The 24,883-nt window shown below is 29.9% G+C and carries 21 protein-coding genes, 1 tRNA gene and 1 pseudogene; 12 read left to right on the top strand and 11 right to left on the bottom strand.

From position 1 onward, the window contains the following. The 4 genes from CPIN18021_RS04285 to CPIN18021_RS04270 are packed head-to-tail and all read right to left on the bottom strand — an operon-like array spanning position 1 to position 4,510. The gene (locus CPIN18021_RS04285) at positions 1-1,518 is read right to left on the bottom strand and encodes an MATE family efflux transporter (protein ID WP_078424495.1); all 1,518 of its coding nucleotides are present in this window, start codon (positions 1,516-1,518) and stop codon (positions 1-3) included. A 3-nt stretch (positions 1,519-1,521) separates the two neighbouring features. Continuing rightward, complete coding sequence (locus CPIN18021_RS04280) at positions 1,522-2,757, bottom strand: nucleotide sugar dehydrogenase (protein ID WP_078423298.1); 1,236 nt, start codon at positions 2,755-2,757, stop codon at positions 1,522-1,524. Further along, positions 2,754-3,191, bottom strand: coding sequence for an ecotin family protein (locus tag CPIN18021_RS04275; protein ID WP_078424494.1), 438 nt, complete (start codon positions 3,189-3,191; stop codon positions 2,754-2,756). Before CPIN18021_RS04275 ends, CPIN18021_RS04280 begins: the two co-directional genes overlap by 4 nt. Then, the gene (locus CPIN18021_RS04270) at positions 3,188-4,510 is read right to left on the bottom strand and encodes a UDP-glucose dehydrogenase family protein (RefSeq protein WP_078424493.1); all 1,323 of its coding nucleotides are present in this window, start codon (positions 4,508-4,510) and stop codon (positions 3,188-3,190) included. Before CPIN18021_RS04270 ends, CPIN18021_RS04275 begins: the two co-directional genes overlap by 4 nt. A gap of 399 nt (positions 4,511-4,909) precedes the next feature. On the opposite strand from CPIN18021_RS04270, the pseudogene CPIN18021_RS08755 reads away from it, so the two are divergent. Then, positions 4,910-5,167: pseudogene (locus CPIN18021_RS08755) on the top strand (methyl-accepting chemotaxis protein); the annotation flags it as partial. 289 nt (positions 5,168-5,456) lie between these two features. On the opposite strand, the gene CPIN18021_RS04265 reads toward CPIN18021_RS08755, so the two are convergent. Both CPIN18021_RS04265 and CPIN18021_RS09125 read right to left on the bottom strand, forming a co-directional pair. Then, complete coding sequence (locus CPIN18021_RS04265; RefSeq protein WP_078424492.1) at positions 5,457-6,506, bottom strand: type II asparaginase; 1,050 nt, start codon at positions 6,504-6,506, stop codon at positions 5,457-5,459. A 256-nt stretch (positions 6,507-6,762) separates the two neighbouring features. After that, the gene (locus CPIN18021_RS09125; protein ID WP_257616960.1) at positions 6,763-7,008 is read right to left on the bottom strand and encodes a SelT/SelW/SelH family (seleno)protein; all 246 of its coding nucleotides are present in this window, start codon (positions 7,006-7,008) and stop codon (positions 6,763-6,765) included. A gap of 111 nt (positions 7,009-7,119) precedes the next feature. Here CPIN18021_RS09125 and CPIN18021_RS04255 point away from each other — a divergent pair, with 111 nt between their 5' ends. From CPIN18021_RS04255 to dnaE, 3 genes are all read left to right on the top strand, one after another. Then, entirely contained in the window at positions 7,120-7,662 is a 543-nt protein-coding gene (locus tag CPIN18021_RS04255; protein WP_078423293.1) for a DJ-1 family glyoxalase III, read from the top strand. A gap of 91 nt (positions 7,663-7,753) precedes the next feature. Continuing rightward, the gene (locus CPIN18021_RS04250) at positions 7,754-7,999 is read left to right on the top strand and encodes an RNA-binding regulator (RefSeq protein ID WP_078423292.1); all 246 of its coding nucleotides are present in this window, start codon (positions 7,754-7,756) and stop codon (positions 7,997-7,999) included. A gap of 141 nt (positions 8,000-8,140) precedes the next feature. Then, positions 8,141-11,725, top strand: coding sequence for a DNA polymerase III subunit alpha (dnaE, locus tag CPIN18021_RS04245; RefSeq protein ID WP_078424491.1), 3,585 nt, complete (start codon positions 8,141-8,143; stop codon positions 11,723-11,725). A 21-nt stretch (positions 11,726-11,746) separates the two neighbouring features. Here the strand turns inward: dnaE and CPIN18021_RS04240 are convergent, their stop codons facing one another. The 4 genes from CPIN18021_RS04240 to flgH form a co-directional block, all read right to left on the bottom strand. Continuing rightward, on the bottom strand, positions 11,747-13,372 hold the full coding sequence (locus CPIN18021_RS04240; RefSeq protein ID WP_078424490.1) for a cation:proton antiporter: 1,626 nt from the start codon (positions 13,370-13,372) through the stop codon (positions 11,747-11,749). Continuing rightward, the gene (locus CPIN18021_RS04235; RefSeq protein WP_069632173.1) at positions 13,372-13,743 is read right to left on the bottom strand and encodes a heat shock protein transcriptional repressor HspR; all 372 of its coding nucleotides are present in this window, start codon (positions 13,741-13,743) and stop codon (positions 13,372-13,374) included. Before CPIN18021_RS04235 ends, CPIN18021_RS04240 begins: the two co-directional genes overlap by 1 nt. Positions 13,744-13,747: 4 nt before the next feature. Further along, the gene (locus tag CPIN18021_RS04230; RefSeq protein WP_078424489.1) at positions 13,748-14,608 is read right to left on the bottom strand and encodes a DnaJ C-terminal domain-containing protein; all 861 of its coding nucleotides are present in this window, start codon (positions 14,606-14,608) and stop codon (positions 13,748-13,750) included. A 184-nt stretch (positions 14,609-14,792) separates the two neighbouring features. Next, positions 14,793-15,497 carry a flagellar basal body L-ring protein FlgH gene (flgH, locus tag CPIN18021_RS04225; RefSeq protein ID WP_078424488.1) on the bottom strand — a complete coding sequence of 235 codons (705 nt, stop codon included), beginning with the start codon at positions 15,495-15,497 and terminating at the stop codon, positions 14,793-14,795. A gap of 68 nt (positions 15,498-15,565) precedes the next feature. Here flgH and pta point away from each other — a divergent pair, with 68 nt between their 5' ends. The 3 genes from pta to CPIN18021_RS04210 all read left to right on the top strand — a co-directional run bounded on the left by pta (position 15,566) and on the right by CPIN18021_RS04210 (position 18,757). Continuing rightward, the gene (gene pta / locus CPIN18021_RS04220) at positions 15,566-16,936 is read left to right on the top strand and encodes a phosphate acetyltransferase (protein WP_078424487.1); all 1,371 of its coding nucleotides are present in this window, start codon (positions 15,566-15,568) and stop codon (positions 16,934-16,936) included. A gap of 2 nt (positions 16,937-16,938) precedes the next feature. After that, complete coding sequence (locus CPIN18021_RS04215; protein WP_078424486.1) at positions 16,939-18,129, top strand: acetate kinase; 1,191 nt, start codon at positions 16,939-16,941, stop codon at positions 18,127-18,129. Positions 18,130-18,247: 118 nt separating this feature from the next. Beyond that, the gene (locus CPIN18021_RS04210; protein WP_078423285.1) at positions 18,248-18,757 is read left to right on the top strand and encodes a BON domain-containing protein; all 510 of its coding nucleotides are present in this window, start codon (positions 18,248-18,250) and stop codon (positions 18,755-18,757) included. Between the two features lie 4 nt (positions 18,758-18,761). Here CPIN18021_RS04210 and CPIN18021_RS08895 read toward each other — a convergent pair. Then, positions 18,762-18,859, bottom strand: a tRNA-Sec gene (locus CPIN18021_RS08895). 114 nt (positions 18,860-18,973) lie between these two features. On the opposite strand from CPIN18021_RS08895, the gene gyrA reads away from it, so the two are divergent. The 5 genes from gyrA to CPIN18021_RS04185 are packed head-to-tail and all read left to right on the top strand — an operon-like array spanning position 18,974 to position 24,813. Then, complete coding sequence (gene gyrA / locus CPIN18021_RS04205; protein WP_078423284.1) at positions 18,974-21,577, top strand: DNA gyrase subunit A; 2,604 nt, start codon at positions 18,974-18,976, stop codon at positions 21,575-21,577. A gap of 50 nt (positions 21,578-21,627) precedes the next feature. Beyond that, on the top strand, positions 21,628-22,125 hold the full coding sequence (locus tag CPIN18021_RS04200) for an LPP20 family lipoprotein (protein ID WP_069632179.1): 498 nt from the start codon (positions 21,628-21,630) through the stop codon (positions 22,123-22,125). After that, complete coding sequence (locus CPIN18021_RS04195) at positions 22,101-22,496, top strand: hypothetical protein (RefSeq protein WP_078424485.1); 396 nt, start codon at positions 22,101-22,103, stop codon at positions 22,494-22,496. The genes CPIN18021_RS04200 and CPIN18021_RS04195 overlap by 25 nt, the downstream gene beginning before the upstream one ends. A 2-nt stretch (positions 22,497-22,498) precedes the next feature. Continuing rightward, a complete protein-coding gene (locus tag CPIN18021_RS04190; RefSeq protein ID WP_069632180.1) occupies positions 22,499-23,791 on the top strand; it encodes a sigma-54-dependent transcriptional regulator in 1,293 nt (430 codons plus the stop codon). Then, positions 23,791-24,813: an aspartate-semialdehyde dehydrogenase gene (locus tag CPIN18021_RS04185; protein WP_078424484.1), complete on the top strand. Its 1,023-nt coding sequence runs from the start codon at positions 23,791-23,793 to the stop codon at positions 24,811-24,813. The genes CPIN18021_RS04190 and CPIN18021_RS04185 overlap by 1 nt, the downstream gene beginning before the upstream one ends. Positions 24,814-24,883 lie beyond the last annotated feature (70 nt).

The raw sequence follows: 24,883 nt of genomic DNA, 5'->3' as shown, positions 1-24,883 counted from the left end.
TCAAGCTCTTTTAACTTTTGATTTTATTTGTAAAAACATTTTCTTTCTTTCTTTTTTTGAAAATAATAAAAATAAATTTATAAAATATCCCAATAATACTATAAAAAATATATTAAAAACAAAATCAAACCAATCTTTTATATCTATAAATTTACTAATACAAAAATAAAAAACCAGCAAAATAAAAAAAGTAAAAATATGTTTTATATAGATAATATAAAAAGTATAAAGCTTTAAATTTAAGTTTAAAGCACCATTTAAAAGATCAAAAAACAATATCCTTAAACTATAAAAAACACAAAGTACACAAACAACTCCAATAAGCCCATAATCAGTAAATTTAAGAAGTAAAATTTGTGTAAAAATAGTAGATATTCCAAAAACAACATTTACTATAGCTGGCCGCTTTAATTGATTTGTTGTATTGTCTATATTTAGCAAAGGAAAGAGATAGCTTATAAGAGTTATTGGAACAACAGCTATCATGCTAATTTGATATATAAATGAAATTTCATCAATACTTTTAAAAGATAACCAAAGCGTATAAAAATCTTTTGCAAAAACAATAAATATAGCTATAGGAACACCAGCTATAAAAGCAACTATTTTCATTGCAAATCTTATCTCAAAAATAAGCCTTTTAATTTTTTTTGCAGAGTAAAATTTAATAAATTTAGGTGAAAATATAGCGCTTATTTGAGCCACGAAACTCTCTAATATAAGTGGAGCTACCTTGGATATAGCAAGTATTCCAACTAAATTTGAGTTTAAAAAAACATTGCATATAAAAAGATCTGTTCCGTTTAACAAAACACGATTTAAAGCAGAAAAACTACTCCAAATCCCAGAATAAAAAAGCTCTTTTATAGATAAAAAATCAAATTTAAAAAGGCTAAAATTTAAATCAGGGGCTATTTTTTTAGAAACAAAAAAAGTCGCACAAAAAACAAATACACTAGATATCAAAGCACAAATAGCAAGATAAGAAATCATAGGTTTTAAAAGATAAAATAACAAAACAACCAAACAAGCAAAAAGTATACTAGATATAGCATTTCTAATAGAAATAATATATAACTTATCTGTAACAAAAGCACAAACAGACAAAACACCATTAAAAAGCAAAACACAAAAATTTATAAAATAAAATATAAAGGTAAGTTTAACATCATAAAGCAAATGTTGTGGAATATTTAAAAAATAATTTATATTCAAAATAAAAAATATAGCACTAATGGCTACTATCAAAGAGAAAAAGATATTAACAATTAAAACAGATGAATAATAGGTATTTGATTTTTCAAAATTATTTTTATGCCATTCATATGCAACAAATCTAGAACTAACAGAATTTATAGATAAAGTTATTACATAAGCATAAGAGATTATAGCATTGCAAAGCCCAATAAAGCCATAAGCTTCATTTCCAAGGCTTTGAACAATGTATGGTGTAAGAAAAAAATTTATCCCAAAAGATACTAAAAAAACTATTATAGAACTAGATAAATTTAATATCAAGTTCTAAAGTCTCGCACTGGCTTTAGGATAGATATTTTTTATATCATATACTAATTTATCTTTAAAATCCAATCCTTTAAACTCATTATGAGCAACAGCTGTAACTATACAATCATAATCATTTGCATTGTAATTTTCAATCATTTGCATATTGTATTCTTGCTTTACCTCTTTTTTGCTAGCCCAAGGATCAAATATATCAACCGCACAACCAAAATCTTTAAGCTCATCTATAACATCAATCACACGTGAGTTTCTAATATCAGGACAATTTTCTTTAAATGTAATGCCCAAAATTAAGACCTTTGATCTATTTATAGCGATACCATCTTTTATCATAAGCTTAACTATTTCAGAAGCTACATATTTTCCCATATTATCATTTATTCTACGACCAGCCAAAATCATCTCTGGATGAAATCCAAGCTCTTGTGCCTTATATGTAAGATAATAAGGATCAACGCCTATACAATGTCCGCCAACTAAACCTGGTTTGAAATTTAAAAAATTCCACTTTGTGCCGGCAGCTTCCAAAACATCATTAGTATTTATATTCATCTTGTTAAAAATCATAGCAAGTTCATTTATAAAGGCTATATTTATATCTCTTTGAGTATTTTCTATAACTTTTGCGGCTTCAGCCACCTTGATGCTACTTGCTTTATGGGTTCCAGCTGTGATTATTGATTTATAAACTTCATCTATCTTATCTGCAATTTCAAGCGTTGAACCACTAGTTATTTTTTTTATTTTAGTAACAGTATGCTCTTTATCGCCTGGGTTTATACGCTCCGGAGAATACCCGCAAAAGAAGTCTTGATTAAACTTAAATCCACTAATATCTTCTAATATAGGCACACAGATATCTTCTGTAACACCAGGGTAAACAGTGCTTTCATAAACAATAATATCGCCTTTTTTTAGAACTTTGGCAACACTTTGGGTAGCTTTTATCACAGGAGTTAAATCAGGTCTTTTATTTTTATCTATAGGAGTAGGAACAGTAACAATAAAAAAATTACAATCTTTTATATCATCTAAATTTGTGCTAAATTTCATACTATTATCAATAGCTTTTTGCATTTGATTGCTATCAAGCTCCAATGTTCTATCTATGCCATTTTTAAGCTCATTAATTCGTTCTAAATTAATATCAAATCCAATAACACTATACTTTTCAGAAAATGCTACCGCTAAAGGAAGTCCAACATAACCAAGTCCAATAACTGCTATATTCATTTTATCTCACTTTCTATCTCTTTAAAAATTTTAACTTGCAATTTGATGTCTTTTTTAACATAAATAACAATTGGCAATTTTGAATTATATATAGGTTTTAATACATCTTGATAAGTTACAAATTTACTCTTTTTAACATCATCGCACATCATTAAAGTATTTGCCAACTCATCCTTACCATCAAATTCATAATACTTATATCCCCAACCATCAAGATTTAACTCTTTAAGTTTTCCATCTATAAAGAAGTGATGGTTACAATCAGCCAAAATATCCTTGCCAAAATAAATCTCAACCCTAAAATTATCCTCATTGTTTCTAGGCTCTAATTTTATAACTTTTTGAACAAAACCATCTTTTGGTTTAGGATAAATACCTAAATCGTAAGAAAAACAATAACAAACAACAAAAATAAATAAAACTATCTTCTTCATGCTTTAACCCCTATTTGAAAATATTTAAATCCAATCTCTTGTAATGTTTTTAAATTATATTGATTTCTTCCATCAAAAATAACCGGATTTTTCAATCTATTTTTTATCTCATAAAAATCAGGCGACCTAAACTCACTCCACTCAGTCAAAAGCACCATACAATCAGCATCATCTACGGCATCATATTTACTTTTTGCATAGGTTAAGTTTGAGTTTTTAAGATATTTTTTAGCTTCATTGACAGCTTTTGGATCATAAGCACTTATAATAGCGCTCTCTTTTTCAAGAAGATTAATAAGAGTTATAGAACTAGCCTCTCTCATATCATCTGTGTTTGGCTTAAATGCAAGTCCCCAAAGTGCTATTTTTTTATCCTTTAAATTTCCATTAAAAAATTTATAAATTTTATCAAATAAAACCCTTTTTTGCGCCTTGTTTCTTAACTCAACAGCATTTAACAACTCAGGCTCAAACCCATTTTCTCTAGCTGTATATATCAAGGCTTCTACATCCTTTGGAAAGCAACTACCTCCATATCCACATCCAGGATATATAAAGCTATAACCTATTCTAGAATCACTACCAATGCCTTTTCTTACTAAGTTTACATCAGCCCCTACCTTTTCGCATATATTAGCTATCTCGTTTATAAAGCTTATTTTAGTAGCAAGCATTGAATTTGCAGCATATTTTGTCATCTCCGCTGATTTTACATCCATAGATATAAATCTGTCGTGATTTTTCATAAATGGAGCATAAAGTTCTCTCATTACGCTATCGCCCCAAGATGTAGATGAGCCAACAACTACTCTATCTGGCTTTAAAAAATCTTCAACAGCAGCGCCCTCTTTTAAAAACTCAGGATTTGAAACAACTTCAAATTTGATATCTAAATTTCTTTTTTGAATTTCTTGATGTATTATATCACTAACCTTTTCGCCGGTACCGACAGGAACTGTTGATTTATCAACTATTATCATAGGATGAGTGATATTTTCGCCTATGCTTTTTGCAACTTGCAAAACATATTTTAAGTCAGCTTGTCCATCGCTTCCCATTGGAGTCCCAACAGCTATAAACAACACATCAGAATGCGATAAAGCATCTTTTATATCTGTGCTAAAAAGCAAGGAGTTATTTTGGATACACTCAAATACAATTTCGGCAAGACCTGGTTCGTATATCGGTATTTGTGAATTTTTTAGATCCTGTATCTTTTTTTCATCCACATCAATACAAATTACACTATTGCCCATTTTTGCCAAACAAGCACCACTAACAAGTCCTACATATCCTGTACCAACAACTCCGATTTTCAAATTCTATCCTTGATTTTTTATTTATGCGCGTATTTTATCATATTAATATAAGAGCTTAGTTTAAAAAATAAATATTTAATACGCAAAAAGGCAAAAAAATTAAATACTAAAATTATAAATATTATTTTAAAAATCTTATTTTATTTTAATAAATATGCAACAAAATTACAAAATAAATTTATTACACAAAAAAGGATTTATATATGTAAAAGGTATCCAAATTGTTATTTTGGCTATACTTATTGTATTATTCTCTATCTTTGCATTTCAAAGCTGCAAGGAGGCATAGTCAGCAATTTTAAAACTGCAAAAGATACAAAAGAAGTTGTCCCAAAAATCATCCTAAATAAAGATTTTAAATGTTCCTAGGGTGAAAAAAGTTCTAACAGATAGCATTAAGCAGTTGTTGCTGATGAAGTAAGAAAACTAGCAGAAAGAACTCAAAAATCATTAGGAGAGATAGAAGCAAATACAAATGTATTAGCTCAATCAATAAATGAAATGAGTGAGTCTATAAAAGAACAAGCAGAAGGTATTAATATGATTAATAAATCTGTTTCAGAGGTAGATATGCTAACTCAACAAAATGTTAAAATAGCAAACAACACAAATCAAATTACACTAGAAGTAGATGATATGGCTAAGACTATAAGTTAAATGAATGTAGTTATTTTTTGATAAATTATTTTCAGATACAAATCTTAAAATTCCATCCCATGCGCTTTAATTAAAAGACAAATCATCAATCCTAGAAATATCACTTACTAAAGCTGGTCTTAAATTATTAACACTTTTATTATCAAAACAAGAAGAAATAAATAAAATATAAATTAAACTTTTTATTATAAAATCCTAAAAAATAAATATAGAAAATAATCAAAAAAAGTAAAAAATCCGAAATTATAGTAATAATTATAAAACAATAATTTCGGAATGAAATTAACTATTAGTGTGTTTCAAATATCTTAGCAATTTTATCTTTATCATTTGTTTTTGTTAAAGCAAGCATTAACAAAACTCTAGCTTTTTGGGCATTTAGATTATCACTTGTTATAAAGCCATATTTATCATCATCAACCTCTCCATTTAAAGTTGTTTCACCGCTTCCGACACGAGAATCCCTGACAACAATAACACCATTTTTAACACCGTCAAATAAAGCATTTAAAACAGATGGATAAGGATTGCCATTACCCATTCCAGAACTTATTATACCTTTTGCATTATTTTTCAATGCAGTATTTACAAAATCAGCATTATCATTAGTATGAGAATATATAATATCAACCCTAGGAAGTTCTTTTATATTTGCTATATCAAAATCAGAGTTTAAAGTATGCTTTCTAATTGGATTCATATAATATTTTACTTTTCCATAAAACACTGTTCCTATTTTTCCAGAATTTGGAGATTTAAAGGTGCTAACACTAGTTGTATTTGTTTTAGTTACCTCTCTTGCCGCGTGTATTTCATCATTCATAACAACAACAACACCCTTGCCTATACTATTTTTATCAATAGCAACATTAACAGCATTAAATAAATTTAAAGGTCCATCAGCACTTAAAGATGATGAGTTTCTCATTGCTCCAACCATAACAATAGGCTTATCGCTTTTTACAACTAAATTTAAAAAATAAGCTGTTTCTTCCATTGTATCAGTTCCGTGAGTTATTACAATACCATCAGCATTACCATTGACCAAAAGCTCATTAACCCTACTAGCTAGTTTTAGCCAAACTTCATTATTCATCTCTTGTGAACCAATATTAGAAATTTGCTCACCTTTTATCGTAGCTATTTTATTTATCTCAGGCACTGCTGATATTAATTTATCTACAGTTACAGTTCCTGATGTGTAACTACTATCCAAAGCTCCAGAACCACTTCCGGCTATAGTGCCGCCCGTAGCAAGTATATATACTGTCGGCTTTGCAAAACTTGCAATTGCACTAAGTAACATGACAAACACCACCTTTTTTAAACCGAATTTCATCTGAAATCTCCTTAAATTATATTTAAATTTAATATCTAAAGATATAAATTTATAAAAGTTATTATAACTATTATTTTTAATTAAGTCAATTAATATTATTAATTAATATTAATTTAATATAATAAATAAAAACCTAAAAGATTTCAAAAAATAAAAATTTAATAATACCAAAATAAAAACTTAACATTATTTAATATTTTTTGTGGATTAAATATTTTTTTAAGACCAAGACACATAAAACCTTGGTCTTAAAAGTTTAGTTTAGTTCTTTTATAAGTTTGGTGATTTCTCCACCATTTGGAAATCTAACTTCATCGTTAGTTCCTATTCTGTCTTTTTTTGAAAATATAACTTTACCATCTACTTCAACGATAAAATCTCCGCCACTTCCTTCTATTTTCTCAACAATACTATCGCCAAAGTTTGATTTTATTTCATCTTCTACACGAGAAGCTACTGGACGATAGTTTCAAGAGTTGCAGTAAGTTATTTTTACTTGCATTTCCATTCCTTTCGTTAAAATTTCTATTAGATTTTTATTCTATCAAAATTTTATTAAATAGTATGATAAAATACTATAAATACTTTTAAAACACAAAAAAAAAGGAAAACAATGAAAAAAGTTGCAATCATCCTCGCTGATGGATTTGAAGAAATAGAAGCAATTACTATAATAGACATTTTAAGAAGAGCTGGAATAGATGTTAGTGTAGTTGGGTTAAATCAAGCTCTCGTAAATGGTGCTCATGACATAACCGTAAAAGCAAATATCTTATTAGATGAGCTTGATGAAACAAGTTTTGATATGATAATTTTACCTGGTGGTCTTACTGGAACAAACAATTTAGCCAATAACAATAAGGTGCTAGAAGTATTAAATTATTTTAATAAAAAAGGTAAATACATATCCGCTATATGTGCCGCTCCTATGGTACTTTCAAAGGCTGGAGTTTTGAAAAATAATTTTACATGCTATCCTGGATTTGAGAACGAAGTAAGAAATTTTGGTTATATAAATGATCAAAATGTAGTCATAGATGGCAATATAATAACATCAAAAGGTCCTGCTACAGCAATGGAATTTTCACTAGCTTTAATAAAAGAATTGCTTGGAGAAAATAAGCTTAATGAAATAAAAAAAGAAATTTTATTATAAAAAATTATATTTTATGCTCATTTTTGGAAAAATTAGGGTATCATTGCATCAACCGAAATTAATGTCGGAAAAATTTTAAAGGAAAACCCTAGTGAATATCTATGTGGGAAATTTGTCATATCGTATGACAGAAGCTGAGCTTAAGGAAGTTTTTACACCATTTGGTGAAGTAAAACGTGCAAAGATTGTAAAAGATCGTGATACAAACCGTTCTAAAGGATTTGGATTTATTGAAATGGATGATGATGTAGCTGCACAAAAAGCTATAAATGAAATCAATAATAAAGAGATTGATGGACGCAATCTAAGAGTAAACGAATCTCGCCCAAAAGAGTAAAGCTCATTCTTGCCATCTTAAATTTTTACTTTTTTGATGGCAAATTTTTTATAATTACAAAACACAACAAAAAAAAACACAAAGCAACATAAAAGATAAAATTAGCTAACATACTATATTAATGAAATTTAGGAAAATAATATGGTTGATTTTACACACTTACACTTACATACAGAATACTCACTACTTGATGGCGCAAATAAAATAAAAGAACTTGCAAAAACACTTAAAGAACGCGGAGTAAAAAGTGTAGCTATAACAGATCACGGAAATATGTTTGGTGCTATAGATTTTTACAAAACAATGAAAAAAGAAGGCATAAAACCGCTAATAGGTATGGAAGCCTATATACACAATCAAGATGAACTATCAGATAAAAGCACAAAGCAAAGATTTCACCTAATACTAATCGCTAAAAATGAAATAGGTTATAAAAATTTAATGTATCTTAGCTCTATGAGTTATATAGATGGATTTTATTACTATCCAAGAATAAATAAAAAAATACTTAAAGAACATAGCGAAGGTATAATATGTACAGGGGCATGTTTACAAGGTGAGGTTAGTTGGAATTTAAATTTAAGTGAAAGAAATCTTAAATTTGGAGCCAAAGGATATGAAAAAGCAAAAGAAATTGCCCTTGAATATAAAGAAATTTTTGGAGATGATTTTTATCTTGAAATAATGCGTCACGGTATAAATCACCAAATGCAAATTGATGATGATATAATAAAAATAGCAAAAGAGACAAATATAAAAATCATAGCAACAAATGATACCCACTATACATTCAAATCAAGAGCCGATGCGCATGAGGTATTTATGTGTATTGCTATGGGTAAAATTCTAGACGATCCAAATAGACTAAAACATAGTGTTCATGAATTTTATGTCAAGTCAAACGAAGATATGCAAGCACTTTTTCTAGATATCCCTGAAGCGATAAGTAACACGCAAGAGATCTCTGATAAGTGCAATCTTGAGATAAAACTCGGCGATGCAACTCCACCTAACTTTAAATTTACACTTGAATATGCAAAAGAAAGAGGTCTAGAACTTCCTGAACCAGATACTAGATATAGCTTTAAAAATGATGCTGTATTTTTTGAACATGAATGCCGAAAAGGATTAGAAGAAAGACTCAAATTCGTACCAGAAGAAAAACACGAAGAATATAAAAAAAGATTACAAATTGAAATTGACATAATAAATAAAATGAACTTTCCTGGATACATGGTTATAGTTTGGGACTTTATAAATGAAGCTAAAAAAAGGGGGGTTCCTGTTGGCCCAGGAAGGGGTTCAGCGGCAGGAAGTTTGGTTGCTTATGCACTTAAAATAACAGATCTTGATCCACTTCCATATAACCTTCTTTTTGAGAGATTTTTAAATCCAGAACGTGTTAGCATGCCAGATATTGATGTTGATTTTTGTCAGACAAGAAGAGGCGAAATTATAGACTATGTTATAGAAAAATATGGAAAATACAATGTTGCTGGAGTAATAACATTTGGTAAGCTACTAGCAAAGGGAGTTATTAGAGATGTGGCAAGGGTATGCAATATGCCCTACTCTGAAGCTGATGCTATGGCAAAATTAATACCAGAAAAACTAGGTATAACACTAAAAGAAGCCTTTGAATCAGAACCAAAAATAAAAGAACTGATAAGTGTAAATAAAAATGCTGAAAGAATTTGGAAATTTGCACTTGATTTAGAAGGACTTAATAGAAATGCTGGGCAGCATGCAGCTGGAGTTGTTATATCAAACGAGGAATTATGGAACAAAACACCATTGTTTAAACAATCAAACAGTCCTGAAGGACACTTTGTAACACAGTATAGCTTAAAATACCTAGAAGATGTTGATTTGATAAAATTTGACTTCTTGGGACTAAAAACACTTACTGTTATAGATAATGCAATCAAACTAATAAAAAAGCGTTTCAATAAAGATATTATTTGGGAACAAATAGATAAAAATGATCAAAAAGTCTATGAGATGATACAAAGTGGCGATGCGATAGGAATATTTCAGATAGAAAGCGATGGTATGAGAAAACTAGGGGCAAACCTAAAGCCTGACTGTTTTGAAGATATTGTAGCGATGCTGGCACTTTATAGACCAGGTCCTATGGAAAGTGGAATGCTTGATGATTTTGTGGATAGAAAACATGGAAGAGCTAGTATAACATATGCATTTAAAGAGTTAGAGCCAATACTTTCTCCAACTTATGGAGTAATAGTATATCAAGAGCAAGTTATGCAAATAGTTCAAAAAATAGGTGGTTTTAGCCTAGGTGGAGCCGATCTTGTTAGGCGCGCGATGGGTAAAAAAATAAAAGAAGAGATGGATAATCTAAAAGGCCAGTTTGTAGAAGGTGCTATAAACAAAGGACTAGATGGTCAAAAGGCAAATGATTTATTTGAACTTATTGTAAAATTTGCCGGATATGGATTTAACAAATCACACTCGGCTGCTTATGCCTATATAACATTTCAAACAGCATATTTAAAAGCCTATTATCCTGCTGAGTTTATGGCAGCACTACTAACTAGCGAAGAAAATAATGTTGATAAAATAGTAAAATACATAGATGAGAGCAAAAGACTAAACATAGATGTTTTAGGGCCTGACATCAATAAATCATCTAAAGAGTTTGGTGTTATAACAGTTGATGGAATAGATAAGATTATTTTTGGACTTTCTGCTATAAAAAGTGTTGGCGGAGCAGCTGTTGAGAACATACTAGAAGAGAGAAAAGATAAAGATTTTGAGGATATAAATGATTTGGTGTCTAGAATAGATGGCTTTAAAGTAAACAAAAAAGTATTAGAAAGTCTAATCTACTCTGGAGCTTTTACATCTTTTAATATAAGCAGAAAATGTCTTATAAATAATATAGACAATATAATGGATGCATGCAAAAAATCAGCAAACATAAAAAGAAATTCTAGTGAAAGTCTTTTTGCTGATGATGAAACAATGAGTAATGTTGAAGTTGAGTTATCATACAGCAAAGATGAATTTAATGAAAAAGATTTACTTAGATATGAAAGAGAGAGTACTGGTATATATCTGTCAGGACATCCCCTAAACGAATACAAAGATGAGATTTTAAAAATAAACCATACACTAAGTTCAGATATGGATACATTAAAAGAAACTTGCAAGACATTAGTAGTAGGAAAAATAGAAGATTTTAGTGTGAAAATGTCGAAAAATGGTAAAAAAATAGGAACTCTAAACATTTTAGATCTTCATGGCAACATTCACATAACTGTATTTGAAAGAAATAATAGCGAAGATTCAAAAAGCAATATAGACATACTAAATGATATTTTTAAAGACCCAAATAAAAACAACTTACCTTATGCTTTTGATGTAAACATAACAATAGATGACCAATTTAGAAATATTATACTAAATAAAGTTCTTGAAATGACAGAGGCTAAAAATAAAAAATTTAGCACAAAAAAATTACAAAAAGAGGTAAAACAAAGAAGTTATAATAATTTAGAAATTGTATTAAATCTTGAAAATATAGATAAAGAAAAACTTATAGAGCTTTATAAGATTAGTGCTAAATTGAGTGATGTGGAAAATAAAAATCGTTTAATACTTAAAATACTAAATAACTCAACAAAAGAAGAATATAAATTTAATACTGACTTTTTTGTGGGAGATAATTTTACAGATGAAGTAAGTGGGTGTATAGCCGGATAATAGTAGATTTTCTACTATTATCTAATACCCCATGCTTTTATCTATTTTGCATTGAATTGCTTCGTGGACCAAAATTCTAGCCATTGCTTTTTCTTCTTTTATAAAGTGAAAATTTTTATCTAGATCATCAAACAACTCTTGTTTTTCATTTTTACTAACTCTTATTACCGTCTGAATATCCGGAGAGTGATCTTTAATAGCTCTTATTATAAGTTCAAGTTTTTGCTCATTTGACACAGTAACAACAACAGCAGAAGCTGTAGATATACAAGCATTTTCAAATGTTATTTTTTGAAAGGCATTTCCCAAAAATACATTCTCACCCCTACTTCTACCAAGCTCAACAAGCCCAATATCACTTTCAAGAGCAAGATATACAAGCCCTCTTTCTTTTAATCTCAAAACAACCTCTTGACCTAAAGTTCCATATCCAAAAACAACAATATGATCTTTTAACTTTTGTGGTTTTATAATCTCTTCTGGCTCCATAATAATCTCTTTTTCAAAAAAATCAGCCAAAAAGTTTAGATTTTTTAAAACAAAAGGTGTAACAAACATAGAAATAACACTTGAGGCTATTAAAATTTGGGCAACATTCATTTCTAACATATTTTTTGTTGCCATAAGACCAAATACAGCAAGAGCAAATTCACCAACTTGACAAATACTTAAAGCTGCTTTAAATGACACTCTAATACTCAAGTATGATTTTAAAATAGCAAATATAACAAAAGCTTTAATAATCATTGCGCCAACTACTATTGCAACTATAATAAATATATTTTCAAACACAACAGATATATTTATTTGCATACCAATACTTATAAAAAATAGTCCAAGCAAAAGATCTCTAAATGGTATAAGATCTGATTCTATTTGATGTTTATACTCAGTTTCTGCCATCATCATGCCAGCTAAGAAAGCACCAAGAGAAAATGAAAAACCAAATTTATGTGCTAATGTGCCAGAACCGACAACCAAAAACAAAATAGTTGCTATAAAAATTTCTTGAGAATTTGTATGAATAACTTTTGAAAAAAGCCAGTTTATGAGGTATTTTCCTATTAAATAAATCAACACAACTAAAATTGTAGCTCCAAAAAAAGTTTGGATTATCAAATCATTTAATGAACTTTGTTTAGAACTAAAAACATCAACCATAATCAAAATAGGAATAACTGCAATATCTTGAAAAAGTAATATTCCTAATGATTTTCTGCCATAAACTTCAGATATATTTCCACTGTCATTTAGTATTTTTAAAACTATAGCTGTCGAAGAAAGAGAGAGTGCCAATCCTACAACTAAAGCATTTTTTTCTCCCAACCCAAGCAAATAAAATATAAAAACAGCGAGAAATAAACCGGAAGCAAAAACTTGTAATCCTCCGTTTAAAAAAACCTCTTTTTTCATACTCATCAGGTGTTTTAAACTAAACTCAAGACCTATCGTAAACATTAAAAAAACTATACCAAACTCAGCTATATGGACTATATTTTCACTGCTTTTAAGATTAAAAAACTCAGATATAACTATACCCGTTACTATGTAGCCTATTATAGTTGGTATTTCAAATTTTTTAAAAATTATATTTAGAATAACGCTTAAAAAAATAGTGATCAAAAATGCAAGTAAAAAATATTCCATTATTTTTTACTTTCATAAAATATAAGATCAAATTTAGTTTGTTTTTTAACAAGTGCTTTTTTAGATGGTATATTACCCCTATTGTTTAGCTCAGCTCTAAGCTCGTTTATAGTATTTTCAAAATCATCTATTTGATCTTTTAATTTTAATATAACATCAACTCCAGCTAAATTTACTCCAAGATCTCTTGTTAAACGAAGTATCATCTTTATCTTGTCAACATCTCTTTGAGAATAAAGTCTCATTCTCCCATCAGTTCTTGAAGGTTCCAAAAGACCTTCTCGCTCATATTGACGCAATGTTTGTGGATGAATACTCAAAACTTTAGCTACGACACTTATAAGATATAAAGGTTCATCATAGTTTTGCATATTATCACTCCGGTAATTTTTCTTTTAAAATTTTTATAAATTCTTCATCTAATTCGTTTATGTCTGGCAAACCAACTCTAACTCTAAGATAAAGATCACCAAAAATTCCACTTTTTCTATTTTGAACGCCGTATCCCTTAAGTCTTATCTTAGATCCAGTTTTTGTATTTTCATTTATTTTTATATTTACATCTTTTTTAAATGTTGAAACAGAGACTTTTCCACCAAACATCATAGTTTTTAATGGTATCAATACATCTTTTATAAGATCATCGCCATCTCTTTCATACTCATCGCTTTCTTCAATACTAACAGCAAGTATCAAATCGCCGTTTGAGTTTCTACCTTTACCTTTTATTCTTAATTTTTCATTTTCATTTATACCTGCTGGGATTTTTATTTTGATACTATCTCCACCATAATTTATCTTATGTTCTCCACCCAAAACAGATACTTCAAAAGGAATTTTAATTTTAGCATTTGTATCAAAATTAGCTCCACTAAAACCGAAATCATCACCACCAAAATTAAAGCCACTAGAAAATCTACTTCCAGAAAAACCACCACCATTAAAGATGTTTTTTAGTATTTCATCTAAATTTACAGAGTTAGAATATCCACTTGCAAAATCATGGAAATTCTGGCCACCAAACATACTATCGCCATACATATCATATTGAGAGCGTTTTTTATCATCGCTTAATATCTCATATGCCGCATTGATTTCTTTAAATTTTTCTTCCGCACCTGGCTCTTTATTTATATCTGGATGATACTTTCTAGCCAGTCTTCTATAAGCTTTTTTTATTTCATCAGATGAAGCTGATTTTGAAACCCCTAATGTTTCATATAAACTTTCACTCACAATTAACCCCTAAATGTATTATTTTATTAGCTATATTGTATCATAAAAGTTTAGTCAAAGTCAATCAAGTTTGTATATTAAATTAGTTAAAAAATATACAAAGAATATGCCTTAAATAAGTTATTTAGCACAAATATTATTATAAAATACATAAAATTTTACATAAAATAAAAACTATATAATATCAAAAAGGCCAAATAGTTTCTATTAACTTTGTACCCCAAGGCTTTTTAGTGCTTTTATCTAAATCACCTTCTGTTTTATATAATATCTTTGCATCAGCTATATATCTTGAATCAATCTCATTATTTTGTGATATATCATAAGGTCTAATCACACCTGTTATTTGAATAATTTGTTTTTCTCCGTTTATTAAAAGCTCACGATTTCCCTCTATAAAATAATTTCCATTATTTAAAATTTTAATTATTCTCGCAGAAATTGTAGTATTAAACCTCTCGCTTCTATCACTAGAACCGCTGCCTGTAAACCCTGATTCTCCTCCTGCTTCAAATCCAATATTTCCATATTTATTGATTTGCCTTGCTATATTTGACAAAGGAGCAGCTCCGCCTGTAACAATACCACCTTTTAATGAAGTTGTGGTATCTCTTGTAGTTTTTTTACTTCCACTAGAGCTTTGGGTTGATGTTTCTGATATTATTACTGTTACTATATCATTTACATTCATAGCCTTTCTATCAGAGAACAATGGATTATCACCACGACCGTAAAGACTGCCTGGATTGTTTACCCCTATCCCTGTATTTTTAGATGGCAACTGTTCTACATAAGCTGGTGGTTTCATATTTATATGCGGGTCTACACTAGGCACACATCCTGAAAATAATACAAAAAATGTTAATATATATACATGTTTAAACTTCATAAAAGCCTCTAATATAAAAAAATATGTTAAAATCAAAGTTCTACAAAAATTCCAAAAAGGAGAATTTTATGAGATGTTTATATCTAAATTGTGCTGAAAGTCTTTTAAATTTAAAAGAAGAATTAAGCAAAAAATTTAGTAAAGTTGCCGTTTTTGAAATAAAAATAGGCCAAAAAGAGCAAGAGCTATTGCAGCTCGAAAACGAAAAAACTTTTTTTATTGACTTGATTAATAAATTCAAAGAATTTAAAAAAGGTAATGATTTTGTCATCGTTGTTGGCTGTGATGGATTTGGTGTTATAGGTAAGTATGAATTGAATTTAAAAATAGCAAAAAATTTAAATTGTCCTATATATGAAATAAAAAATTTAAACGCTTTAAAAAATTTAAATAAAAATTCAAAACTTCTTATAACAAATGACTTACAAGAGATAATATCATTTGAACAAAGTATAATCACTCCATATCAATTTGAAAATCTACTAACAAACCGCGCAAGAGATGCAAAAGCTACAGTAGTATTACCAGAAAGTGATGATGATAGAATTTTAAAAGCGAGTGATCTTTTATTGAAACAAGATGTAGTTTCTTTAATCATTCTTGGCGATGAAAAAAAGGTATTTGATAGAGCAAATGAGCTTGGATTAGATTTAAAAAAAGCTAAAGTAATTAATCCGGAATCAAACGAATACCAAAAAGATGTTGCCGCTAGCATATATGAAAAAAGAAAAGCTAAAGGTATGACTGAAGAAAATGCATTAAAACTAGCAAAAGACAGAACGTATTTTGGAACAATGCTTGTAGAGCTTGGCGTAGCTGATGCTATGGTTAGTGGTGCTAGCACAACAACAGCAGAGACTATAAGACCAGCACTTCAACTAATAAAAACAAAACCAGGTGTTTCTATCGTATCTGGATTATTTTTTATGTCTTTAGATGAAGAAGTATTGTTATATGCTGATTGCGCAATAACTCCAAATCCAGACCCTGAAGCGCTTGCTAGTATAGCTATAAGCACAGCAGAAAGTGCGAAATCTTTCGGAATAGTTCCAAAAGTAGCTATGCTTAGTTATTCAACAGGAGAAAGTGGAACAGGCCCTGATGTTGATATGATAAAAGAAGCTGCAAAAATATTAAAAGAAAAAGACCCTGAGCTTAAATTTGCAGCCCCTATACAATACGATGCTGCTGCTGATATTACAGTTGGGGCTAAAAAAATGCCTGGTTCTCAGGTAGCTGGACATGCAAATGTATTTGTATTCCCTAGCCTAAATACAGGAAATATATGCTACAAAGCGGTTCAAAGAACAGCAAACGCTCTTGCTATAGGACCTGTTTTACAAGGTCTAAGAAAGCCTGTTAATGACTTAAGCCGTGGTTGTCTAGTAGAAGATATAATAAATACAGTATTAATAAGTGCAATACAAGCAAAAGGATAAAAATGAAAATTCTAGTTTTAAACTCAGGAAGCAGTTCTATAAAGTTTCAATTATTTTTAATGGATGAAAATAAAAGTATAGCAAGTGGTCTTATAGAACAAATAGGACAAGATAATTCTCATGCCATTTTAAAAGCAAATGGTGAAGTTTATGAAAGATTTGTGCCTATAAAAGATCACAACATTGGTCTTGAAATAATGAACGAATTATTTCGTGAAAGTGGAACTTTACATGACTTAAAAGATCTAGATGGTATAGGCCATAGAATAGTTCATGGTGGCGAAACTTTTAAAAGCTCCGCATTGGTAAATGATGATGTAATCAAAAAAATAGAGAATAACATAGCATTGGCTCCTTTACATAACCTAGGACACCTTGCAGGAATAAAAACAGCTATGAAAAGCAGTGGAGATGTTCCACATGTAGTTGTATTTGACACAGTTTTCCACCAAACAATGCCAGAATACGCATATAGATATGCGATTCCTTACGAAATAAGCAAAAAAAATCATGTTAGAAGATATGGCTTTCATGGAACATCACACAATTATGTAAGCCAAGAAGCAGCTAAATTTTTAAATATACCTTATGAAAAATTAAACGCAATAACATTACACCTTGGCAATGGTGCTAGTGTGTGTGCTATCAAAAATGGAAAAAGCGTAGACACATCTATGGGTCTAAGCCCATTAGAAGGTCTTATTATGGGAACAAGAAGTGGCGATATAGATCCAGCTGTTTTAACATACCTTATAAGCTGTGGTGGATTAAAAGCTGAAGATATGGACGACTTTTTAAATAAAAAAAGTGGTCTATTTGGAATTTGTGGCACAAATGACATGCGTAATATAGAAGAAAAAATAGCACAAAATGATGAGTTAGCAAAACTTGCATTTGAAATGTTTTGCTACCGTATAAAAAAATATATAGGCGCTTACTATGCAGTTGTTGGTAAATTGGATGCTATTATATTTACAGGTGGTATAGGTGAAAACGATCAAGGTATGCGAGAAAAAGTATGTAATGGACTAAAACACTTTGGTATAAGTATAGACAATAGCCTAAATAAAGATAGAAGCAATAGAGGAAATAGATGTTTAGATGATAATAATGCTACAATCAAAACACTTGTTATCCCAACAAACGAAGAGCTTATGATAGCTACCGAAACATTAAAATTTATAAAAAAATAATTTTTAGACAAAAGAGGGTTAAATTCTCTCTTTTGCTATCAAAGGCATAATAATTTATAAATTTATATTATGTATTTTTTATTTAACAATTCTAAATGGCTGTGTTGGTAATGCTTTTATGCCTGTATCTAACGTAATAACAGTATATGATGCATACTCTATCTCTAAAGATCAAAGAGGAATTTATTCTATTGCAAAAGATAAATTAATTAAAACCAAAATTCAAACAAAAATATTTGCAACAAAAGGTTTAAATAGTCTAGATTTGGAAGTAGAATCTTTTTATTCAAATGTCTATCTTATAGGACTTATTGATTCTGAAAAATATAGAAATATAATCATAGATTTAGCAAAAAATACAAATGGTGTTAAAAAAATATATACTTATCTAAAAGTAAAACAAAAAAACTATCCTTGTAACAACTTAGCTATTTTAGCGAGTCTAAAAAAAGAACTTTTTACAGATAAAAAAATAAATGCAACACGAATAAGAGTCAGTATTGTTGGTTGTGATGTTGTATTTAGTGGGATAATTAACTCAAAAAAACAAGAAGAATATGCAATATGGTATGCAAAACATATACAAAGTGTTAAAAATGTATACTCTTTTTTAAGATTGCTTAACTAAAAAATGGCGAGAGGATGAGAGAATCGAACTCCCCACAAAACGGTCAACCGCCCTGTCCTCGGATTTGAAGTCCGTGAGTGACACCAGAACACTTTATCCTCCAAACAACTACTAAAGATTTTTATTATATCATTTTAAACATAAAAAAACAAATGCTATTTAGGAAGTTTTTATTAATTTTTTGATAGAATAAATTAGTTATATTTAAGGATAAAAATGGAAGAAAATATTTTAAATCAAACCCAAGATATTGAAATCATAGATATTGAAGATTCTATAAAAGCAAGTTATCTTGATTATTCTATGAGTGTTATTATAGGTCGTGCTTTGCCTGATGCTAGAGATGGTTTAAAACCTGTTCATAGAAGAATTTTATATGCTATGCACAAATTAGGCGTAAGAAGTAGCGCAAAATATGTAAAATCAGCAAGAATTGTCGGTGATGTTATAGGTAAATACCACCCACACGGAGATACAGCTGTATATGATGCATTAGTAAGAATGGCTCAAAGCTTTTCTATGCGTTATCCAAGTGTTGATGGACAAGGAAACTTTGGTTCTATAGATGGCGACAGTGCAGCCGCCATGCGTTACACGGAAGCAAAGATGACAAAGCTGTCAGAAGACATACTAAGTGATATAGAAAAAGAAACTGTTGATTTTATACCAAACTATGATGGTAGCGAAATAGAACCTGATGTTTTACCTAGCAGGATTCCAAATTTATTATTAAACGGCTCAAGTGGTATAGCTGTCGGTATGGCTACAAATATTCCGCCCCATAGCTTAGATGAGTTAATAGATGGTCTTTTACTAGTTCTTGATAATAAAGATGCTAGCTTAGAAGAAGTTATGCAACATATAAAAGGACCAGATTTTCCAACTGGCGGTATAATATTTGGCAAAAAAGGCATTATAGAAGCATATAGAACAGGTAGAGGTCGTGTTAAAGTAAGAGCAAAAACACACATAGAAAAAAAACCAAACAAAGATGTAATAGTAATAGATGAACTTCCTTATCAAACAAATAAAGCAAGACTTATAGAACAAATAGCTGACTTAGTAAAAGATAAACAAATAGATGGAATTAGCGAAGTTAGAGATGAAAGTGATAGAGAAGGTATAAGGGTAGTTATAGAGCTTAAACGCGATGCTATGAGCGATATTGTACTGAATAACTTATTTAAATCTACAACAATGGAAACTACTTTTGGTGTAATAATGCTTGCTATTGACAACAAAGAGCCAAAAGTATTTACATTGATAGAACTTTTAAAACTTTTCTTAAATCATAGAAAAACTATAATAATAAGAAGAACGATCTTTGACCTTGAAAAGGCAAAAGCAAGAGCACATATTTTAGAGGGTTTAAAAATAGCGCTTGACAATATAGATGCCGTAATAAACCTAATACGTTCAAGCCCAGATACTCAAACAGCAAGAGAAGGCTTGATGAGCAGCTTTGGACTCAGTAGATTACAAGCCGATGCGATACTTGATATGAGATTAAGTAAGCTAACAGGACTTGAAAGAGAAAAACTAGAAAACGAACTAAAAGAACTTATGGCTGAGATAAAAAGACTTAGCGAAATTCTAAAAAGCGAAACATTACTTGAAGAAATCATAAAAGAAGAACTAAAAGAGATAAAAAATAAATTTAAAGTTCCTAGAATTACAGAAATAGTCGATGACTATGATGATATAGATATAGAAGATTTGATACCTAATGAAAATATGGTAGTTACAATAACTCACCGCGGGTATATAAAAAGAGTACCAAGCAAACAATACGAAAAACAAAGAAGAGGCGGCAAAGGTAAATTAGCAGTTACTACTTATGATGATGATTTTATAGAAAGCTTCTTTACTAGCAACACTCATGATACACTAATGTTTGTTACTGACCGTGGTCAGCTTTATTGGTTAAAAGTATATAAAATTCCAGAAGGAAGCAGAACAGCAAAAGGCAAAGCTGTGGTAAATTTAGTTCAGCTTCAACCTGATGAAAAGATAAAAGCTATCATACCAACAACTGATTTTGATGAAAGTAAATCACTTGCATTTTTTACAAAAAATGGTGTTGTAAAAAGAACAAATTTAAGCGAGTTTAAGAACATTCGTTCAATAGGCGTTAAAGCTATAAATTTAGATGAAAATGATGAGCTTGTAACAGCATTGATAGTTGAAGGAGATGGTGTTGATTTATCATTTGAAGATGAAAATACAGAAGATATAGAAAAAAACCAAACTAACACTATCATTGAAGATGAAAACACAGAAGAAGGTGTTGAGAGTCAAGATGAAAGTAAAATGCTATTTATCGTTACTAAAAAGGGTATGTGTCTTAAATTTAATGTTCACAAAGTTAGACAAATGGGTAGAACGGCTAGAGGTGTTACTGGTATTAAATTTAAAGAGCAAAATGATGAAGTTGTTGGCGCGGCTGTTATAGAAAATAATTCACAAGAGGTATTAAGCATATCTCAAAAAGGTATAGGAAAACGAACAACAGCAGATGAATATAGACTAACAAATCGCGGTGGAAAAGGCGTTATTTGCATGAAACTTACAGGTAGGACTGGCGATCTTGTTGGTGTAGTTATGGTTGATGATGATATGGATCTTATGGCTCTTACAACTAGCGGAAAAATGATAAGAGTTGATATGCAAAGTATACGTAAAGCTGGTAGAAATACAAGTGGTGTTATAGTTGTAAATGTAGATGGTGATGAAGTTGTAAGTATAGCAAGTTGTCCAAAAACAGAAAGCACAGAAAACGATGAAGATATCATTGATGATGAAACTTTAAATTTGGAATAATTTTTGCTTCACAAGCATAAAGTATAAATTTAATTAAGGTATATAAAATTATGAAAAAAATAACTTTTTTATCAGCCATTGTTTTGGTTTCTTTTAGCGCATGCTCTTTTAATGGCTTTTTTGGAGAACCAACTACAATACCTAGTGATATTGTGATCCAAAAAGTAGATAAAGATGATTTAAGAGAAGTTATAAAAAAAGAAAAAATGACATTCGCAACAGAACCAATAGATGTAAGTTTTAATGCAGTTGGTGAAGGTATAGCACCCACAAATGCTATATCTCACGCACAAGCTCTAACACTTGCAAAAAGGGCAGCCATAGCAGATGCATACTCACAACTTGCAGGAAAATTATATGGAGTAAAAATCAACTCACAAGATACAGTAAAGGATGCTATGCTTAAAGATTCTACAATCACAACAAAAGTTCAAGGACTTGTAAAAAATGCCAGCATAGTAAGCGAAGAGTTTAAAAATGGACTTTATAAAGTAAATATGACACTAAATATAAATAAAGACAAGTGGCACGAAATTTTTGCTTATTAATACTCATAAGTTATATACTTTTTGGCTCGGAAGATTTTATCTTCTGGGCTGATCTAAATTTCAAAAACAATGCAACCTATTCTGAAAATTTCAATATTTCAAAACCCATGGTAAAGAGATATGGGAAATTAAAATTTTTATGTGAAATTAATAATTCAAAAGATAAAGATACAAAAACAATTGATTATTTGAATTTAAATAAAGATAAATTATTTGAATGTTTTTCATTAAACAAAACATTTATAAAAAGCACATCAAAAAAATATGGTTTAAATTTTTTAAACGAAACTAAATTAACTATAAACCCTATTTATTTTACAATAGATTTTAAGTCAAATTCGGCTATTATTTTTATTATTGAAAGCGAGTAATTATGAATATAGCAATAGTTGAAGATGATATAAATATGAGAAAATCTCTTGAAATTAGTCTTAGTGAATTTCAAGAATTAAATATCAAAACTTATAAAAATGCAAACGAAGCTTTGAAAAAACTAGATGATAGTATAGACCTAATAATAACAGATATAAATATGCCAGGAATTGATGGTATTGAGTTTATCAAACAACTAGAAAATAAATATGATGTTATTATCATGACCGGAAATGCCACATTAAATAGAGCAATAGAAAGTGTAAGGCTTGGGGTTAAGGACTTTTTAACAAAACCATTTGATATAAACACGCTATACGAGGCAATAAAAAGAGTAAAATTAGAGCGTGAAAAAATAAAATCTGTAAAAAAAATCAAAAATATAAAAACAAATAATGATTTTACAAATCCATCTGAAGCTTTAAAGAAGGTTTTAAACATAGCATTAAAAGCAGCTAAAACAGATACAAGCATAATGATAATGGGCGAAAGTGGTGTTGGGAAAGAAGTTTTTGCAAAATACATACACAAAAACTCAAACAGAAAAGATAAGCCTTTTGTTGCAATAAACATGGCAGCAATACCTGAAAATCTAATAGAAAGCGAACTATTTGGATATGAAAAAGGCGCTTTTACAGATGCAATAGCTCAAAAAATAGGTCAATTTGAATTAGCAAATGGAGGAACACTATTTTTAGATGAGATAGGAGAAATGCCTATAAATTTGCAACCAAAATTACTAAGAGCTTTACAAGAAAGAGAAATAACAAGACTCGGCAGCTTAAAAAGCATAAAAGTAGATGTTAGAATTTTATGTGCAACAAATGCAAACTTACAAAACTTAATAGAAGATGGAAAATTTAGACAAGATTTGTATTATAGACTAAATACTATACCAATACTTATACCACCACTAAAAGATAGAAAAGAAGAGATAATACCAATCTCTAAAAAAACCTTAGAAAATATTTGCAAAAAATATAGTCTAGAAGAAAAAGAACTTAGCGAAGAAGCTATGGAAGAATTACTTAGTTATGATTATCCTGGAAACATAAGAGAACTTATATCCATCATAGAAAGAGCAGCTATACTAAGCGAAGATAGATATATAAAAGCAGATGATTTGTTTATCCAAAGTAGAAAGAAAAAAGAGATAAGTGAGATAAAAAAAGACTTTTTTATAGATGTTATAAGTAGTGTTGATTTTAATTTAAACGAGGCATCATCTATTTTAAACTTAAGCACTGAAGATATAGAAAAACTAATAAAAAAATACAATTTAAAGGAGTATTGATGAAGAAATTTAATATTGCTGTTGTCGGTGCAACTGGAGCTGTTGGGGAAGAAATTTTTAATGTTTTAGAAGATGTAAATTTTCCTGTTGGCGAGGTGTTACCACTTGCTAGCGCAAAAAGCGCAGGAAGCGAGATAGAATTTCGTGGTAAAAGCTATAAAGTTAAAGAACTTACACAAACTAGTTTTGAAGAACATGAGATAGACATAGCGTTTTTTAGTGCTGGCGCTTCGGTTTCAGAAAAATTTGCACCACTTGCAGCGGCTAGTGGGGCTGTTGTTATTGATAATACTAGCCATTTTAGAATGAATGCCGATATTCCATTGGTTGTTCCTGAGTGCAACCCAGCTGATATAAATGCTTGGCAAGAAAGAGGAATTATAGCAAATCCAAATTGTTCTACCATTCAAATGGTGCAAATTTTAAAACCTCTTGATGATGTTTTTGATATAGAGCGTGTTGATGTTGCTACATATCAAGCAGCAAGTGGCGCAGGTAAAGAGGGCATGGAAGAGTTGGTAACCCAAATGCAAAAGTTTTTTGAATTTAAACTTAGAGAGTGCGAGCCTAAGGTTTTTGCTCATCAGCTTGCTTTAAATCTAATACCACATATAGATGTTTTCCTTGATAATGATTACACAAAAGAAGAAATGAAGATGGTAAATGAAACACAAAAGATACTTCATAAAAACATTGAAGTATCGGCTACTTGTGTTCGTGTTCCTGTTCTTAGAAGTCACTCAGAAGCCATCACTATACACTTTAGAAATTCAGTAGATGCCAATAAAGCTAGAGATGTTTTAAGAGATGCTCCAAGTATTGTTGTGTTAGATGAACCAAGCAAAAAAGAATATCCTATGCCTATGATTTCAAGCGACACTAATGAAACTTATGTTGGTAGAATTAGGGTTGACAACTTCCGTGATAATATTTTACATTTATGGTGTTGTGCTGACCAAATCCGTGTAGGTGCTGCGACTAATGCAGTAAGAATAGCCCAAAAATGGATAGAATTGCCCTAGAATAATTAACATAAAGCTGGTTTTCCCAGCTTTATAAAACTAAAAAACAAGTTTTTGTAAAATTTTTTGC

It is taken from the genome of Campylobacter pinnipediorum subsp. caledonicus (genome assembly GCF_002022005.1).
In the GTDB taxonomy this organism is placed as follows: Bacteria; Campylobacterota; Campylobacteria; order Campylobacterales; family Campylobacteraceae; genus Campylobacter_A; species Campylobacter_A caledonicus.
Note: the sequence above shows the minus strand (reverse complement) of the source record. Positions and strands in the feature narration are given on the sequence as shown.